Here is a 16,203-nt window from a genome sequence, read left to right on the forward strand (position 1 = left end):
CGCCTTCGGGGGTGACCCAGGTGATGTTCTGGTTCGGATCCTTGATGTCGCAGGTCTTGCAGTGGACGCAGTTCTGCGCGTTGATCTGGTAGCGCGGTCCGCCCTCGCCCTCGACCCACTCGTACACGCCCGCCGGGCAGTAGCGCTGCGAGGGGCCGCCATAGACCCCAAGCTCCGATGCCTTCTGCAGCCCCATGTCCTTCACCTTGAGGTGGGCCGGCTGGTCCTCCTCGTGGTTGGTGTTCGACAGGAACACCGAGGACAGCTTGTCAAAGGTCAGCACCCCGTCCGGCCGGTCGTACTTGATCGGCTTGACCTGATCGAGGGGCAGCAAGGTCTCGTAGTCGGGCTTGCCGTGCTTCATCGTGCCGAACGGCGACCAGCCGAAGATCTCGGTCAGCCACATGTCGAGCCCGCCGAGCGCCACGCCGGCCGCCGTGCCGTAGCGCGACCAGAGCGGCTTCACGTTGCGCACCCGCTTGAGGTCGTAGCCGATGGGCGAGGCGCGCCAGGATTCCTCGTAAGCCGCCACCTCGTCACGGGCGCGCCCGGCCTGCAGGGCGGCAAAGACGTGGTCGGCGCAGAGCATGCCCGACAGGATCGCGTTGTGGCTGCCCTTGATGCGCGGCACGTTCACGAAACCTGCCGAGTCGCCGACCAGGCAGCCGCCCGGGAAGGACAGGCGCGGCACCGACTGCCAGCCGCCCTCCATGATGGCCCGCGCCCCGTAGCCGATGCGCTTTCCGCCCTCGAACACGTCACGCACCATCGGGTGCGTCTTGAAGCGCTGGAACTCGTCGAACGGCGACAGGGTCGGGTTCTTGTAGTTCAGGTGCACCACGAAGCCGACGGACACCAGGTTGTCGTCGAAATGGTACAGCCAGGAGCCGCCGCCCGCGTTGTTCGGCAGCGGCCAGCCCATGGAATGGCGCACGAGGCCGGACCGGAAGTGCTCGGGCTTGACCTGCCACAGCTCCTTGATGCCGATGCCGTATTTCTGGTGATCCCGGCCCTGGTTCAGGCCGAAGCGCTCGATCATCTGCTTGGTCAGCGAGCCCCGCGCGCCTTCGCCGAAGATCGTGTACTTGGCGCGCAGCTCCATGCCGCGGGTGAAGTTGGCATTGGGCTCGCCGTCACGGCCTATACCTAAGTCGCCGGTGGCGACGCCCACCACCTTGCCGTCCTCGACCAGCACCTCGGCGGCCGGGAAGCCGGGATAGATCTCCACCCCCAGCTCCTCGGCCTTGCGGCCGAGATAGCGGGCGACGTTGCCGAGCGAGCCGACGAAGTTGCCATGGTTGTTCATGAGCTTGGGCATGAACACGTTGGGCAGCGTCACCCCGCCGGCGTGGCCGAGATACATGAACTCGTCGGCGGTGACTTGCGTCTTGAGCGGCCGGTCGGGATCATTGCGCCAGTCCGGCAGGAGCGCGTCGAGGCCGATAGGGTCGATCACCGCGCCGGAGAGGATATGGGCGCCGACCTCGGAGCCTTTTTCCACCACCACGACCGAGATGTCCGCGCCCTGCTCCAGCGCCTGCTGCTTGAGCCGGATCGCCGTCGCCAGGCCGGCAGGCCCTGCCCCCACGACGACGACGTCGAACTCCATCGATTCACGGGCAGGCAGATCGGACATGGCTTCCTCCTGATACGCAGCGGCAACGTTCGACGACAGCAGACAGTTCACATATGAACCATCTACGCGATTTCTCAAGTCTTTCTCGTCAGATCCCTCTCCTAGCTTCATTGCGGTGAAGCCGAAAGTTCTCTTTCCGCATAAGGTTATGCCAAAACCCAATGAATACCGTCCGCTCTGAGGGGAGCGGCTCGGCTCACGCCAACAGGACTGGAATGGGGAGACGAGAAAACTGCGGCAGGTTGTTCGGCGAACTCGGGAGGTTTACAAAAGAGCATGCAGGATCATCCGTCCGACAATGCGGCGTTCTACACACTTTTCGAGACTTCCATCGGGCTCTGCGGCCTGGCTTGGAATGGGCGCGGCGTCATCGGCTTTCAGCTTCCCGAAGACGATGAGACCCTGACGCGTGGCCGCCTCGCCAAGCGCTTTCCCGCAATCGTCGAAACCGCGCCACCCTTGGACATCCAGGACGTCATCGCCGATGTCACCGCCCTGCTGCAGGGTGAAGCACGTGATCTCTCGTCTGTTCCTCTGAACATGGACGGCCTGACGGACTTCGACCGCCGCGTCTACGAGATCGCCCGAGGCATCCCACCGGGCCGCGTTCTGACCTATGGCGAGGTCGCGGCCCGGCTCGGCATCGACAACGCCCGGGCCATCGGTCAGGCGCTCGGGCGCAATCCGTTCGCCATCATCGTCCCCTGTCACCGGGTCGTCGCAGCGGGCGGCAAGCTCGGGGGCTTCTCGGCCAATGGCGGCGCCACGACCAAGCGCCGCCTCCTTGCCATCGAAGGCGCCAGACGCGACGAGAGCCCGACGCTGTTCGATTTGATCCCGTGACGGAAAGAACGTCGGGTCCCACGCAGGTCCGAGTTGTCCACAGTCCTCGGAATGCTTACATACGATCCATGCAGGATCTCCCTTCCGACCGTGACGCTCTACAGGCGCTCCTCGACTTCCACGTCGAGGCGGGGGTGGATCTTGCGCTCGACGAGACCCCGCACAACCGTTTTGCCGAGCCCAAGCCCGAGCGCACTCAGGCCAAGGCAACGGCTCAGCCTGCCCCATCCAAAGCGTCTCCCGCCTCATCCGCCCCCTCCCCGCGCGCGTTGCCGAAGGCGGCGGCGAGCGCTCCGGAAGAGGTGGCCGGCATGGCCCGGGAGCAGGCGCGCCATGCGCAATCCCTGGAGGAGCTCGAGGCGATTCTCGCAGGCTTCGACGGCTGCGCCCTCAAGTTCTCGGCCAAGAACCTCGCATTCGCGGACGGCAATCCGGAAGGCCGCGTCATGCTGGTGGGCGAAGCGCCCGGCGCGGATGAGGATCGAATCGGCAAGCCCTTCATGGGCCGGTCCGGCCAGCTTCTCGACCGCATGCTCGCGACCATCGGGCTCGACCGCACCCAGGTCTACGTCGCCAACATCGTACCCTGGCGCCCGCCGGGCAACCGCACGCCGACCCCGCAGGAAATCGCCATCTGCAAGCCGTTCATCGCGCGGCAGATCGAATTGGCATCCCCCGAGATCCTGCTCTGCCTCGGCGGGCCCGCCGCCCAGAACCTGCTCGGCCTCAAGGATGGTATTCTGCGCACCCGCGGCCGCTGGTATACTTACAAGACCGAGGATGGGCGGGAGATCAGGGCCTTGCCGACCCTGCACCCGGCCTATCTGCTGCGCCAGCCCCTGCAGAAGCGGCTCGGCTGGCGGGATTTCCAGGCTCTGCGCCGGGCTCTCGACGGCCGGGATTGAGAGGCTCTCGCCGCCTGGTTCGGAACCGGTCTATATGCTTAAGCCTTAAGCATCTGCGGCAAGGAATGCCGCTGCCGGAAGGTGGATCATGCGCTGGGAAGATTTTCGAACCTCGTCGAACGTGGAAGACCGTCGCGGCATGGGCATGCCCGGAGGCGCGGGCGGGCTCGGCATCGGAACCATCGTGATCCTCGGCCTTGTCGGCTGGGCGCTCGGCATCGACCCGCGCATCCTCATCGGCGGCGCCGAGATGATGACGGGCGGCGGCTCCGGCTACCAGCAGCAACAGCAGGGACGCCAGGGCGCGCCGCAGGACGAGGCCGGCCGCTTCGCCGCCGCCATCCTCGGCAACACGGAAGACGTGTGGAAGGAGGTTCTGCCCCAGCAGGCCAACCGGCAATACCAGCCACCGAAGCTCGTGCTCTTCTCGGATGCCACCCGTTCCGGCTGCGGCGGCGCGCAATCGGCCATGGGCCCGTTCTACTGCCCGCTCGACCAGACCGTTTACATCGACCTCTCCTTTTTCCAGGAAATGCAGCAGCGCTTCCGCGCAGGCGGCGATTTCGCCTATGCCTATGTGCTGGCCCACGAGGTCGGCCATCACGTGGAAAACCAGCTCGGCATCCTGCCCCGCGTCCAGGAGCGCCAGCAGCAGGTCGGACGCGCGGAAGCCAACCAGCTCTCCGTGCGCGTCGAGCTGATGGCGGATTGCCTCGCCGGCGTCTGGGCGAACCATTCGAACCAGCGCTGGCAATCTCTCGAACAGGGTGACATCGAACAGGCGATCCGCGCGGCCGAGGCCATCGGCGACGACCGGCTGCAGAAGCAGAGCCAAGGCCGCGTCGTCCCCGACAGCTTCACCCACGGCTCCTCCGAGCAGCGCATGCGCTGGCTCACGACGGGATTGAAAAGCGGCTCGATCCAGGCGTGCGATACGTTCCGGGCGGCGAAGCTTTAGTCCGTCATCGTCATGGCCGGGCTAGACCCGGCCATCCACGTTTTAGAGCGGCTTAAGACGTGGATACCCGGCACAAGGCCGGTTATGACGGGAGAGGTCACTCTATCCGAAAAAGATGCGATCATGCCCGGCATCGACGACACGCTCCCCTTCATCCCCTTAAGCATCGCGGTGCTGACCATCTCCGACACGCGCTCGCTCGATGAGGACAGGTCGGGCACGACGCTGGCCGAGCGTCTTACGAAAGCCGGTCATCGGCTCGCCGACAGGGCCATCGTAACCGACGACGTGGAGGCGATCCGGGGCAAGGTGCAGGGCTGGATCGCCGATCCCACTATCGACGTAGTCATCACGACCGGCGGCACGGGTTTCACCGGCCGCGACGTCACACCGGAGGCCATCGAGCCCCTGTTCGACAAGCGGATGGAGGGCTTCTCCGCCGTGTTCCACCGCATCTCCTACGACAAGATCGGCACCTCGACGATCCAGTCGCGGGCAACCGCGGGCGTGGCCGGCACGACCTTCGTCTTCGTGCTGCCGGGCTCTCCCGGCGCCTGCAAGGATGCCTGGGACGGCATTCTGGCGAACCAGCTCGACTACCGGTACCGGCCGTGCAATTTCGTCGAGATCATGCCGCGCCTCGACGAGCACCTGAAACGGGGAAAGCTGAGAGGCTGATCACCCGAAAACCGGGTCGCGCTCGATGGTGGCCGAGAGCCGCACCGGCATTCGAGCCCGGACCTCGTTCATTAGCACGCGGCGATGGACCAGATCGCCAGCGCGCACCCTCGCATCGGCGAACAGATTGGTGAGCGCACTCGCGACGCCGCCGCGCCGACGCCGCATCCGCGCCAATCCATGCTCAGGCTTGGAGAGCGCCACGAACCGGTCGAGCACCCGGATCCAGCCCTCCTGTGGAATGTCGCCGTCGTCGAGGCACAAGAGCCAGTCGCGCCGCGCAACCTTCGCCCCTTCGATCCAGGAACTGCGCTGCGCAATCACCAGGCTCGCCCCGGCAGCATCGGCCACCTCGGCCAGGGTTTCGTCCTGCCTCTCGGCCAGGATGACGGCATCGCCGATCAGCCCGGCGGCGACGGCCGGGACGAGAGCGCTCAGGGTGGCGGCAAGAGCCTCGGGCCCATGGGAGACGCGGACGAGAACGGTAATCATCCGAACAGTATAGCCGCACCCTGCCATGCCGTCGCTAGGACATTCTTGCCGATGTGCCCTTGATTTTGTTCCTGATTTGTTCTTAAGCTTGGAGCCTTCAACACAGATTCGTTCGAGGCCGCCATGAGCGTTCGCGCCAAAGATCCCGCCCGCGATCCTTTCCGCACCCGGCCCGTGAAGCGCACCCCTCTGGAAGCCGCCGAGGCTGCGCGGCGGCGCATGGACGATCCGGCCTATCGCGTCGAGGTGGAGCGCCGCCGGGGCCGGGGCGCCTCCGCGAACCCGTCGGGACGCTACGAGCCGGCGCAGCGCGAAAGCTTCGACGACGGCTGGGATCTCGAGGAGGAGCTTCCGTCCCTGCCGACCGAGATCATCGTCGAGAAGCCGCGCACGATCATCACAAGGAACGACTCGCCCGACATCCTGTTCGAAAAGTCGATCAACCCCTATCGCGGCTGCGAGCACGGCTGCTCCTATTGCTTCGCGAGACCCACTCACGCCTTCCAGGGCCTGTCGTCGGGGCTCGATTTCGAGACCAAGATCTTCGCCAAGCCGAACGCGGCGGAACTGCTGGAAAAGGAGTTGCGGTCCTCGAGCTACCAGCCGACGACGATCGCGCTCGGCTCCAACACCGACCCTTATCAGCCGGTGGAGCGGCGCTTCCGCATCACGCGCTCGATCCTGGAGGTGCTGAACCGGATGAGCCATCCCGTCGGCATCGTGACGAAATCGGCCCTCGTGACCCGCGACATCGACATCCTGAGCCAGATGGCCGAGAAGCAGCTCGCCAAGGTGGCGATCTCGGTCACGACGCTCGACCCGAAGCTCGCCCGGCGAATGGAGCCCCGCGCCGCCGCTCCGGCGAAGCGCCTGGAGACCATCAGGAAGCTGTCCGAGGCCGGCATCCCGGTATCGGTCCTGGTCGCCCCCATCATCCCGGCGATCAACGATCACGAGATCGAGGCGATTCTGAAGGCCTGCGCCGAAGCCGGCGCCGAGGAAGCCGGCTACGTGCTCCTGCGCCTGCCGCACGACCTCAAGGATCTGATGCGCGACTGGCTCGCCGAGCATTACCCGGACAAGCTCAAGCACGTCTTCACGCTCCTGCAGGAGGCGCGCGGCGGCAAGGATTACGATGCCGAATGGAGCACCCGCCAATCCGGCATCGGCCCCTATGCCTGGATGCTCGGCCGCCGCTTCGAGACCACCGCCGAGCGGCTTGGGCTGAACAAGCGGAACCTGAGACTCAGGAAGGACCTGTTCAAGGTTCCGCCGAAAGAGACGGGGCAGTTGAGTCTGTTTTGAGGCTTTATCTCGAATGCCATTCCGCACGAAGCGTCAGCGCAGATCCGGGTTCGGGTGCAGAATGTGGTGCCAGACTCCCTCTCCCATAGGGAGAGGGTTGGGGTGAGGGGTTACAGGTCTATCCGTAAAGGACTCCAACCCCTCACCCGGACCTCCGGTCCGACCTCTCCCTTAGGGAGAGGTAATGAACGCCACCCTCGTCCCGCGATCCCGGATCGCCTCAGGCGTCCGGGATGACAAAGCATGGCCCTTCCTCCGCGCCACTCTGGTCGCGCCGCAGCCAATCGGTATAGTACCCCGTCCTTATCTGCCTGAACGCCGGAGTTTACCGTGGGTCGCCACACAGGATCATGCCATTGCGGCAGCGTCCGTTTCCGCATCGACGCGGAGATCGTCGAGCTGACGACCTGTGACTGCTCGCTCTGCGTGAAGAAGAACGCTCTGATGACGAAGGTTCACGAGAGCGCCCTGACGATCCTGGCAGGCGCGGAGGTCCTGTCTCTCTATCAGTGGAACACCAAGCGAGCGAAGCATTACTTCTGCTCGCGCTGCGGCATCTACACGTTCCACCGCAAGCGGGCGGCACCCGACCATTACGGCGTGAACATCTTCTGCCTCGACGGTTTCGATCCTTCGACGATCCCGATGCGGGCCACGGAAGGCATCGGCATGTCGGTCGTCGACCGGATGGCCCGCGCGGAATGGCCCGGTCCACGGGAAGACGCAGATCGCCTATAAGCCTGCCCACCATGACCGCCCTGATTCGTCCCTCCAAATCCGGCCTCGGCCTCGACCGCGAGTTGTCCGCCCACGCGCAGGGCTTCACCTGCATCGCAGGCCTCGACGAGGTCGGGCGTGGGCCGCTGGCGGGACCGGTCGTGTCGGCCGCGGTCGTGCTCGATCTCGACAACGTGCCGCAGGGCCTGGCCGATTCGAAGGCGCTGACGGCGGCGAAGCGCGAGGCGCTGTTTACGGAAATCCTCGCGACGTCCCATGTCGGCATCGCCTCGGTGTCGCATCAGGAGATCGACACCATCAACATCCGGCAGGCCTCCCTGCTTGCCATGTGCCGGGCGCTCGCTGCCCTTCCCTGCAAGCCGGACATGGCCTTCGTCGACGGCAACGATCCGCCGAATCTCCCCTGCGCGACGGAGGCGGTCATCAAGGGTGATTCGTCCATCGCGTCGATCGCTGCCGCATCCATCATCGCGAAAGTGGTCCGCGACCGCATGATGGCGCGGCTTGGGAACGCTTATCCCGCCTATGGTTTTGCCAGCAACGCGGGCTACAGCACCAAGGCGCATCTTAACGTGATCGCGAGCGAGGGCCCCTGCCCGTTCCATCGCTTGAGTTTCTCGCCCCTGCGCCAAGGGTTACTGGACCTGTAACCTCCCTTAACGCTGATTAACGAAAAAACCCAATATTTTCAATGCGTAGGCAAGTTTTGCCGATCCAAAATATTTGGACTTTCTCGCATTTGGAAACCTCCTCTTTACCCTATCCGATCATGATCCTGAGTGTCAGTTGCGTAACCGGTGATCACCCATGGGTACCTCGCGTACCGGGGCTGCCGGCGCCGCCTCCCGGATCCATGTCTCGCGTACCGGGCGGTCTGCGCCGGCTCCTCGGACGGGGCGTAAACCGCCCCTCTCCGTTCTGCCGCCGTCTCTTCCTCTCAATGAGATTCTTCTCGGCGATTGCATCGCCAATCTCGAGAAGCTTCCCCCTGAGAGCGTGGACGTGGTCTTCGCGGATCCGCCTTACAACCTCCAGCTCGAACAGGCGCTGACGCGCCCGGACCAGAGCCTCGTCGACGCGGTCGACGACGACTGGGACAAGTTCGCCAGCTTTGCCGATTACGACGCGTTCACCCGCGCGTGGCTTCTCGCCGTGCGCCGCGTGATGAAGAAGAACGCGACGCTCTGGGTCATCGGCTCCTATCATAATATTTTCCGGGTGGGCTCAGCCCTGCAGGATCTCAACTTCTGGATCCTGAACGACATCGTGTGGCGCAAGGCCAATCCGATGCCGAACTTCAAGGGCCGCCGCTTCACGAATGCGCACGAGACCATGATCTGGGCCTCGAAGAGCGCGGATTCGAAGGGCTACACCTTCCATTACGATGCGCTCAAGGCCGGCAATGAAGACGTGCAGATGCGCTCGGACTGGTTCCTCCCGATCTGCACCGGCGACGAGCGTCTGAAGGATGCTCAGGGGCGCAAGGTGCACCCGACGCAGAAGCCCGAGGCCCTGCTCGCGCGCATCCTGCTCTCCTCGTCCAATCCGGGCGACGTGGTGCTCGATCCCTTCTTCGGCTCCGGCACGACGGGCGCCGTCGCCAAGATGCTGGGCCGCAACTTCATCGGCCTGGAGCGGGATTCCACCTACGCCAAGGCGGCGCGGGCGCGAATCGACGCGGTCGAGCCGCTCTCCGACGTGTCCGTCGCGGCAGCGCCCGAGAAGCGCGCGGAGGTGCGGGTGCCGTTCCTGTCGCTCATCGAGGCGGGCCTCGTGAAGGCGGGCGAGACTCTGGTGGACGAACGCCGCCGCCACAAGGCGGTGGTGCGTGCCGACGGCACGCTTGCTCTCGGCCCCATCGTAGGCTCGATCCACAAGATCGGTGCCCTGACCCAGGGTTTCCCCTCCTGCAACGGCTGGACCTTCTGGAACGTGGAGCGGCAGGGCAAGCTTGTGTCCATCGACGAGTTCCGGGCGAAGGTGCGCGCCGAAATGGCCGCTTGACCTTTGCGGCGAATTGGATTTTCCGAAAGGGCCAGCCGAAAGCTGGCCCTTTTCCTTTAGCGCACTAAGCTATCGTCACAGAGGCGTCATCCAACACCGTTAGCGCATCGTGCGGAAAAGTGGACCCGGTTTTCCGCGTCGAACGATGCGCTCTTTAAAGGAAGGGAGTATCGGATCGCTCCCAGAAGTGCCTTCCACTTCTGGGTCCGATGCTCAGGCGGGGAAAGCCTTACCGAAAGAGAGGGACTGCCCCGTGTTCATGAAGCGCCTCCTGCCCATGCTCGTTGCCCTCATGCCCGCCGTCGTGCAGGCGCAAGGACTCTCGGGTAATCTCGTTCTTTACACGAGCCAGCCCAACACCGATGCCCAGCAGACCATCGACGCCTTCAAGGCGCAGCATCCTGGCGTCAATGTCACCTTCGTGCGCGACGGCACGCCGAAGATCCTCGCCAAGCTGAGCGCGGAGTTCGAGGCCGGGCAGCCCCAGGCCGACGTGCTGCTGATCGCCGACAGCGTCACCATGGAGGGCCTGAAGAAGGAAGGCCGTCTGCTCGCGCACGAGAAGGCCGATGTCTCGGCCTATCCCGCCGGCACGCACGATCCTCAGAAATTCTGGTTCGCCACCAAGCTGATCACCACGGGCATCGCCTACAACACGAAGGCGGGTTTCAAGCCGACTTCCTGGCAGGATCTCACGCGGCCCGAGGTCAAGGGCCAGCTCGTGATGCCGAGCCCGCTCACCTCCGGGGCGGCGCTCATCCACGCGGCGACTCTCACCGGCACCATGGAAGGCGGCTGGAAATACTACGAGGCACTCAAGGACAACGATGCCGTCGCCGGCGGCGGCAACGGCGACGTGCTCAAGCAGGTGGCCGGCGGCCAGAAGCTTTACGGCGTCATCGTCGACTACATGCCGATCCGCGAAAAGGCCAAGGGTGCCCCGATCGAGTTCGTGTTCCCGAAGGAAGGCGTCTCGGCGGTCTCGGAGCCCGTCGCCATTCTCAAGAGCACGAAGAACCCGGACGCCGCCCGCGCTTTCGTCGATTTCCTGCTCTCGAAGGAAGGACAGGAACTGGCGCTGAAGCAGGGCTATATCGCGGCCCATCCTGCCGTCGCCCTGCCCGCAGGCTACCCGGCGCGTGAGCAGATCAAGGTCATGAGCTTCGACGCGGCCAAGGCGCTTGCCGATGAAACCAAGAACAAGGCGGCCTTCGCCGACATCTTCGGGCAGTGAGAGATCGCATTCAGACCAAGTCATTCCTGGAGCGGGGAGGTTTCGGCCTTCTCGCTCTTGTCGCTTCGGTCGTCTTCGCCTTCGAGGTTCTGCCTGGCCTGCGATTGCTGATCGCAGCGCTTTTTCCCGGCGGCGTCCTCAATCCCGATGCCATGCTCGCGGCGCTGTCCAGCCGCGCCGCCATGAACGCGTCCCGCGCGACGCTGGAAACCGCGCTGTTGTCGACGCTCCTTGCGTTGCCCATCGGCACCGCCATGGCGCTGATCCTCGGCGTCACCCATATCCGCAAGCGTCGCATCGCGTCGTTCCTTTTCGTCCTGTCGGTGATGATCTCGCCCCAGGTGATCGCGCTCGCCTTTCTGCACCTGGCTGGCCCTGCCTCTCCGATCCTAAACACGCTGGGCCTCGCCCCCGAAGCGGGCAGCGCCAATCCGATGCTCGGGCGCGGCGGGATCATTCTGGTGCTCGGCCTGCATCATGCCCCGCTCGTCTATGTGGTGATGAGTGCGGGCCTGAAGCGCATTCCGCTTGCCGTCGTCGAAGCAGCCCGCATCGATGGTGCACGGCCCGCGGGAATCCTGGCCGACCACGTGATGCCGTTGCTGCGCCCGCATCTTGTCGGCGCGGCCCTGCTCGCCTTCGTGGCCGGAATCGGCAATTTCGGCATTCCGGCGCTCCTCGGCGCGCCTGTGAACTACCTGACGCTTCCGGTTCTCATCTATCGACGCCTGTCGAGTTTCGGCACTGGCATGATCGGCGACGTGTCGGCCCTCGGACTTCTCGTCGCGGCCATCGCGATCGTCTGCGTTGCGGCAAGCCAGTTTCTCACGCGCAAGGACGCCGTGCATCTGGACGACGAGACGCCCCTGAAGCCGTTCTGGTCTCTCGGCCGTGCGCGCATCGCGGCCGAGATCTTCGTCGGTGCTATCCTGGCCGCGACTCTCGTCCTTCCGATCCTGTCGCTCATGGCATCGGCTCTCGTTCCGTCTTACGGCATGCCGCTTTCACTCGCGACGATCACTTTCGACAATTTCACCGAGGTGCTGACGCGCCAGGACGTTACGATCCGCGCCTTCAGAAACTCGCTGCTTTTTGCAGGCGGCGCGGCGCTGCTCCTGTCGTTCGTCGTCGTGCCTGTCGCCTATGGCCTGATCCGCCTGATGGGGCGATGGAGAATCCTTGCGGTTTCTCTGCTTGAAATCTCCTACGTTCTGCCCGGCATCGTGCTCGCCATCGCGTGCATTCTGCTCTTCCTGAAGCCGTTGCCGTTCGTACAGGTTTCGCTTTACGCGACACCGTGGATCATCGTCTTCGCCTATCTCGCGCGCTTTCTCTCTGTTGCGTTGAAGCCGGTGCTCGCGGGAATGGCGCAGATCGACGTCGCGCAGGAGGAAGCAGCAGCCATCGACGGCGCTCGCCTTGCGCAACGTCTCTTCGGCATCGTTCTTCCCTCCCTGCTGCCTGCCGCCGTCGCTGGCGGATTGATGGCGTTCCTGCTCGCCTTCAGCGAACTCACCGTCTCGGCCCTGCTCTGGTCAGCCGGCACGGAGACCATCGGGGTCGTGCTCTACAATCTCGAAGAGGCCGGCCTCGCGAGCCAAGCCTCGGCCATCGCCATCGTCATCGTCGCCGTGGTGACCGTCGCCATGCTCGCCCTCGATGCGATGGGCAAGTATCTCCCCGAGGGCGCCCTGCCCTGGCAATGCGAGGTCGAAGGCGATGTGCACGGGCAGAGGCAGGCCCTTCATGCGCCGGCTCGCTCCGCCGCGATCAGCCGGCTCGAACCCAAGCCGGCGATGAGTTGAGTGTTCCACTTCACCCGGATGTGGCTCACCAGAAATAGCCTCCTCCACGTCATGGCCGGCCTTGTGCCGGCCATCTCGTTTCTGTGAAGCGCAGCGCCTCAATCCATCGAGATCACCGGCACGGATCCCCGGATCAAGTCCGGGGAGGTGATGACGTGAGAGAGGCATCGAACTGCACTGCCCCCGATCAAAACTGAACGGGTCTCCCACGCTCCTGGCGGGCTGTGGGGGAACGATCCCTGCGCAATGGTGTGGCTTGTCCCCAAGCCGGAACATCCCCCTATGCCGAACCCGGTTCAACGCTTTAGCATCCTGTCATGGCTCCTTCGTCTCTCGATCCCTTCCGCATCGCCTTCACCGAACCGTCCTGGGACGACCTGCGGATCTTCCTGGCCGTGGTGGCTCATGGATCGATGAACGGTGCCGCGAAGGCGCTCGGCCAGAGCCAGCCGACCATCGCGCGGCGCGTCAAGGTGCTGGAGGAGACGCTGGGCCTTTCCCTCTTCCAGCGCGGGCCGAACAATCTCGAACTGACGGAAGCAGGCCAAGCCATCCTCGAAGCGGCGGGTCCCATGGGGGACGCGGCCGCCGTCGTGTCGCGGACGGCTGCCGCCTACCGGCCCGATCCCGATGCGCCGGTGCGGATCACGGCCACCGCCTCGGTAACCCTCTTCCTGTCCCTCTACGCGGCACAGCTTCATGAGGCCGCTGCGCCCGTGGAAATCGCCTATATCCCCACCCGCCGCAGGCTCGATCTCGCCTCCGGCGAGGCCGATATCGGCCTGCGGATGCGCAACCTGCCGGAGGGCACGGACGATCTCGTCGCGAGGAAAATCGGGCAGATCGCCTTCGCCATGTATGCCCGCACGGACAATCCCATGTCAGTCATCGCGCCGCCGGAGGATCCGACCCTGTCCCGTCAGGCTGCCTACGTGGCCGAGTTCGCCCAAGGACGCACCATCGCGGCCCGCATCGGCGACATGCCGATCCGCTATCAGGCGGCCAAAGCAGGCCTCGGCGCTGCCTTCCTCCCGTGTTGGCTCGGCGATTCGGATCCGGACCTCATCCAGATCACGAAACCGGAGGGTGACCTGATCGAGGACGTCTTCCTCGTCATGCACCGGCGCAGCCGCAACCGTCCCAACGTGACGCGGGTGGCGAATGCGCTGGCTGCGCTGTTCAAGAAAAATCAGAAGGCGCTGGTGGGCGGATGATCAGTCTTTCGTGGAAGCCTTCGCTTTCCCGCCCGGAATCTCCCCCAGCGCATGCACCAGCACCTTCTTCATGGCGCCGGGCAAGGCTTCCTCGTGCAGCTGCAGGCGCGGCGTCCAGCGCATGTCCTCGGGCGCCGGCGTGCCCTTCGCGACCTTCGCGAACAGCACCGTGAGTTCCAACGGGAAATGGGTGAAGACGTGCTTCACGGTGCCCGGCAGGCGCTGCCAGCGGGCCTCGATGGGTGCGTCGAGGACGGCGCGGGAGGGCTCGTAGTCCGGCTCCCAGGCGCTCGTCGGCGGCTCGGCCATGCCGCCGAGAAGCCCCTGCGGCGGGCGGGTGCGGAGCAGCACCGTGTCGTCGGCGCGCAGGACGACGAAGGCGGCTCCTTTGCGCATTTGCCCGCTCTCCTTCTTCTGCTTCTTGGGGAAGCTCTCCTGCAGGCCCTCCGCGCGAGCCTTGCAGGGCACCATCCACGGGCAGAGCGCGCAGGCGGGCCTCTTGGGCGTACAGATGGTGGCGCCGAGATCCATGACGGCTTGAGCAAAATCGCCCGGCCTGTCCTCGGGCACCAGGGCCTCGGTCAGCGCACGAATCAGGGGCTTGGCTTTCGGCAGCGGCTCCTCGACCATGAAGATGCGGGACATGACCCGCTCCACGTTGCCGTCGACAGCAGCCGCCTTCTCGTTGAAGGCGATGGCAGCGACCGCCGCCGCCGTATAGGCGCCGATGCCGGGAAGCTTCAAAAGTTCGGCTTCCGTCCCTGGAAAGATCCCGACATGCTTATCCACAACCGCCTTGGCGCAGGCATGGAGGTTGCGGGCCCGGGAATAGTAGCCGAGCCCCGCCCAAGCCTGCATCACCGCCTCGGAGGGTGCCTCGGCCAGGGCCTCGACGGTCGGGAACCGTTCGAGGAAATTCAGGTAATAGGGTCGGACCGCCGCCACCGTGGTCTGCTGCAGCATGATCTCGGACAGCCAGACGCGATAGGGATCCGCCGTCACGCCGGGCTTGGCGCGCCACGGCAGGTCCCGCCGGTGACGGTCGTACCAGGCGAGGAGATCCTGCGGGTCGGGCTTGGTCGCGCTCGGGGCGGGCGTTAACATGGGATTCGGAATACCGTTCTACACGGAATATTCCAACGCGGCTTTTGGACATTCAACATGAGACGACCGAGGCCTCTTGCCCGCCCCCTCGCCGAGTTTCTCGACGTGTGCCTGTCTCCAAGCCTGGCGGCGCAAGGCTTTGCGACCTCCGACATCATCATGGCCTGGCCCGACATCGTCGGCGAGCGGCTCTCCGCGTTCACCCAGCCGCTCAAGATCGAGTGGAAGCGGAAGGCTCCCCATGCCGATCCGGAGGCACGGCCCGATCCGGCCACCCTCGTGATCCGGGTCGAGAGCGCCTTCGCCCTCGAACTCCAGCACCTCGCGCCGACAATCATCGACCGGGTGAACACCTATTACGGCTGGCGCTGCATCGGGAAACTGGTGCTGAAACAAGGTCCGGTGCGGCGGGTTGAGAAGAAGCGCCCGGCCCCCCGGCCCCTCACCCCTGCGGAGAGGGAAAAGGTGGACAGGGCCGTCGGGCCGATCGAGGAGGAATCCTTGAAGGCGGCGCTCGACCGGCTGGGCCAGGCCATCGTCAGTTCAGGTTCACGCACGAAAGCGTGAGATAGGGGGCGCTTGCCTCGAAGGCCAAGTCATTCTACCGCAGGACGAAATCTCTTCAGGAGCTTCCCCACGATGATCACCCGGCGTCAGACGCTTCAGCTTCTCGGAACCGCAGCCGCGACCGTCTATTTCGGCACGAGCCTCCCGGCTCTCGCCCAGAACGTGTCCGCCCAGGACCTCGCGGTCCCGGGGCCGCTGGGCGATATCGCTCTCGGCCCGGCCGACGCCAAGGTGACGATCATCGAGTACGCCTCGATGACCTGCTCGCACTGCGCCCATTTCCACGCCACGACCTGGCCCGAGCTGAAGAAGCGCTACATCGACACCGGCAAGATCCGCTTCGTCCTGCGCGAATTCCCGCTCGATCCCTTGGCCACGGCCGGTTTCATGCTCGCCCGCTGCGACGGCAACGACAAGTACTACCCCATCACGGACCTGCTCTTCGACCAGCAGAAGAACTGGGCTTTCGTCGACAAGCCCCTCGATGCTCTCCGGGCCATGCTCAAGCAGGCAGGTTTTTCACAGGAAAAATTTGACGCTTGCCTCAAGGACCAGAAACTATATGACGCAGTCAACGCGGTGAAGAACCGGGCTATGGAGCAGTTCCGTGTGGACTCCACGCCCACTTTCTTCATCAATGGTCAGCGCCATCCTGGAAGCATGTCGATCGATGAGCTTGAAAAGATCATCAAGCCGATGCTCGGAGAGTAAACTCCGTTC

General features: G+C 64.8%; 16 protein-coding genes. 13 read left to right on the forward strand and 3 right to left on the reverse strand.

All coding sequences use genetic code 11. The annotated features are described in order from the left end of the window. Nucleotides 1-1,636 (reverse strand): electron transfer flavoprotein-ubiquinone oxidoreductase (locus DDF70_RS10815; protein ID WP_162820339.1); only part of this gene is annotated, 1,636 nt, incomplete at its 3' end. A gap of 276 nt (nt 1,637-1,912) precedes the next feature. Between DDF70_RS10815 and DDF70_RS10820 the strand changes: the two genes are divergently transcribed. From DDF70_RS10820 to moaB, 4 genes are all read left to right on the forward strand, one after another. Further along, entirely contained in the window at nt 1,913-2,479 is a 567-nt protein-coding gene (locus DDF70_RS10820) for a methylated-DNA--[protein]-cysteine S-methyltransferase (RefSeq protein ID WP_114944883.1), read from the forward strand. 68 nt (nt 2,480-2,547) lie between these two features. Continuing rightward, nucleotides 2,548-3,384: a uracil-DNA glycosylase gene (locus DDF70_RS10825; RefSeq protein ID WP_114944884.1), complete on the forward strand. Its 837-nt coding sequence runs from the start codon at nt 2,548-2,550 to the stop codon at nt 3,382-3,384. An 88-nt stretch (nt 3,385-3,472) separates the two neighbouring features. Continuing rightward, nucleotides 3,473-4,342, forward strand: a complete 870-nt coding sequence (gene ypfJ, locus DDF70_RS10830; protein WP_114944885.1) for a KPN_02809 family neutral zinc metallopeptidase — start codon at nt 3,473-3,475, stop codon at nt 4,340-4,342. Between the two features lie 123 nt (nt 4,343-4,465). Then, nucleotides 4,466-5,020, forward strand: a complete 555-nt coding sequence (gene moaB / locus DDF70_RS10835) for a molybdenum cofactor biosynthesis protein B (protein ID WP_114944999.1) — start codon at nt 4,466-4,468, stop codon at nt 5,018-5,020. Here the strand turns inward: moaB and DDF70_RS10840 are convergent, their stop codons facing one another. Continuing rightward, nucleotides 5,021-5,512: a hypothetical protein gene (locus tag DDF70_RS10840; protein ID WP_114944886.1), complete on the reverse strand. Its 492-nt coding sequence runs from the start codon at nt 5,510-5,512 to the stop codon at nt 5,021-5,023. A gap of 219 nt (nt 5,513-5,731) precedes the next feature. Between DDF70_RS10840 and DDF70_RS10845 the strand changes: the two genes are divergently transcribed. The 7 genes from DDF70_RS10845 to DDF70_RS10875 all read left to right on the forward strand — a co-directional run bounded on the left by DDF70_RS10845 (nt 5,732) and on the right by DDF70_RS10875 (nt 13,812). Then, nucleotides 5,732-6,817, forward strand: a complete 1,086-nt coding sequence (locus tag DDF70_RS10845; protein WP_245435451.1) for a PA0069 family radical SAM protein — start codon at nt 5,732-5,734, stop codon at nt 6,815-6,817. A 330-nt stretch (nt 6,818-7,147) separates the two neighbouring features. After that, the gene (locus DDF70_RS10850) at nt 7,148-7,555 is read left to right on the forward strand and encodes a GFA family protein (protein ID WP_114944888.1); all 408 of its coding nucleotides are present in this window, start codon (nt 7,148-7,150) and stop codon (nt 7,553-7,555) included. 11 nt (nt 7,556-7,566) lie between these two features. Next, nucleotides 7,567-8,205: a ribonuclease HII gene (locus DDF70_RS10855; protein ID WP_245435446.1), complete on the forward strand. Its 639-nt coding sequence runs from the start codon at nt 7,567-7,569 to the stop codon at nt 8,203-8,205. Nucleotides 8,206-8,362: 157 nt separating this feature from the next. Then, a complete protein-coding gene (locus DDF70_RS10860) occupies nt 8,363-9,559 on the forward strand; it encodes a site-specific DNA-methyltransferase (protein WP_114944890.1) in 1,197 nt (398 codons plus the stop codon). Nucleotides 9,560-9,818: 259 nt separating this feature from the next. Beyond that, nucleotides 9,819-10,793, forward strand: coding sequence for an ABC transporter substrate-binding protein (locus tag DDF70_RS10865; protein ID WP_170316058.1), 975 nt, complete (start codon nt 9,819-9,821; stop codon nt 10,791-10,793). After that, nucleotides 10,790-12,598 (forward strand): ABC transporter permease, encoded by a 1,809-nt coding sequence (locus DDF70_RS10870; RefSeq protein ID WP_114944892.1) that lies wholly within the window; start codon nt 10,790-10,792, stop codon nt 12,596-12,598. Before DDF70_RS10865 ends, DDF70_RS10870 begins: the two co-directional genes overlap by 4 nt. Nucleotides 12,599-12,915: 317 nt before the next feature. Then, the gene (locus DDF70_RS10875; RefSeq protein WP_114944893.1) at nt 12,916-13,812 is read left to right on the forward strand and encodes a LysR family transcriptional regulator; all 897 of its coding nucleotides are present in this window, start codon (nt 12,916-12,918) and stop codon (nt 13,810-13,812) included. On the opposite strand, the gene mutY is transcribed toward DDF70_RS10875, so the two are convergent. Beyond that, nucleotides 13,813-14,916, reverse strand: coding sequence for an A/G-specific adenine glycosylase (mutY, locus tag DDF70_RS10880; protein WP_114944894.1), 1,104 nt, complete (start codon nt 14,914-14,916; stop codon nt 13,813-13,815). Nucleotides 14,917-14,973: 57 nt separating this feature from the next. Between mutY and DDF70_RS10885 the strand changes: the two genes are divergently transcribed. Beyond that, nucleotides 14,974-15,483, forward strand: coding sequence for a DUF721 domain-containing protein (locus DDF70_RS10885; protein ID WP_114944895.1), 510 nt, complete (start codon nt 14,974-14,976; stop codon nt 15,481-15,483). Nucleotides 15,484-15,555: 72 nt separating this feature from the next. Further along, nucleotides 15,556-16,194, forward strand: a complete 639-nt coding sequence (locus tag DDF70_RS10890) for a DsbA family protein (protein WP_114944896.1) — start codon at nt 15,556-15,558, stop codon at nt 16,192-16,194. Nucleotides 16,195-16,203: the final 9 nt, after the last annotated feature.

This window comes from Microvirga calopogonii (genome assembly GCF_003347665.1).
Classification (GTDB): domain Bacteria; phylum Pseudomonadota; class Alphaproteobacteria; order Rhizobiales; family Beijerinckiaceae; genus Microvirga; species Microvirga calopogonii.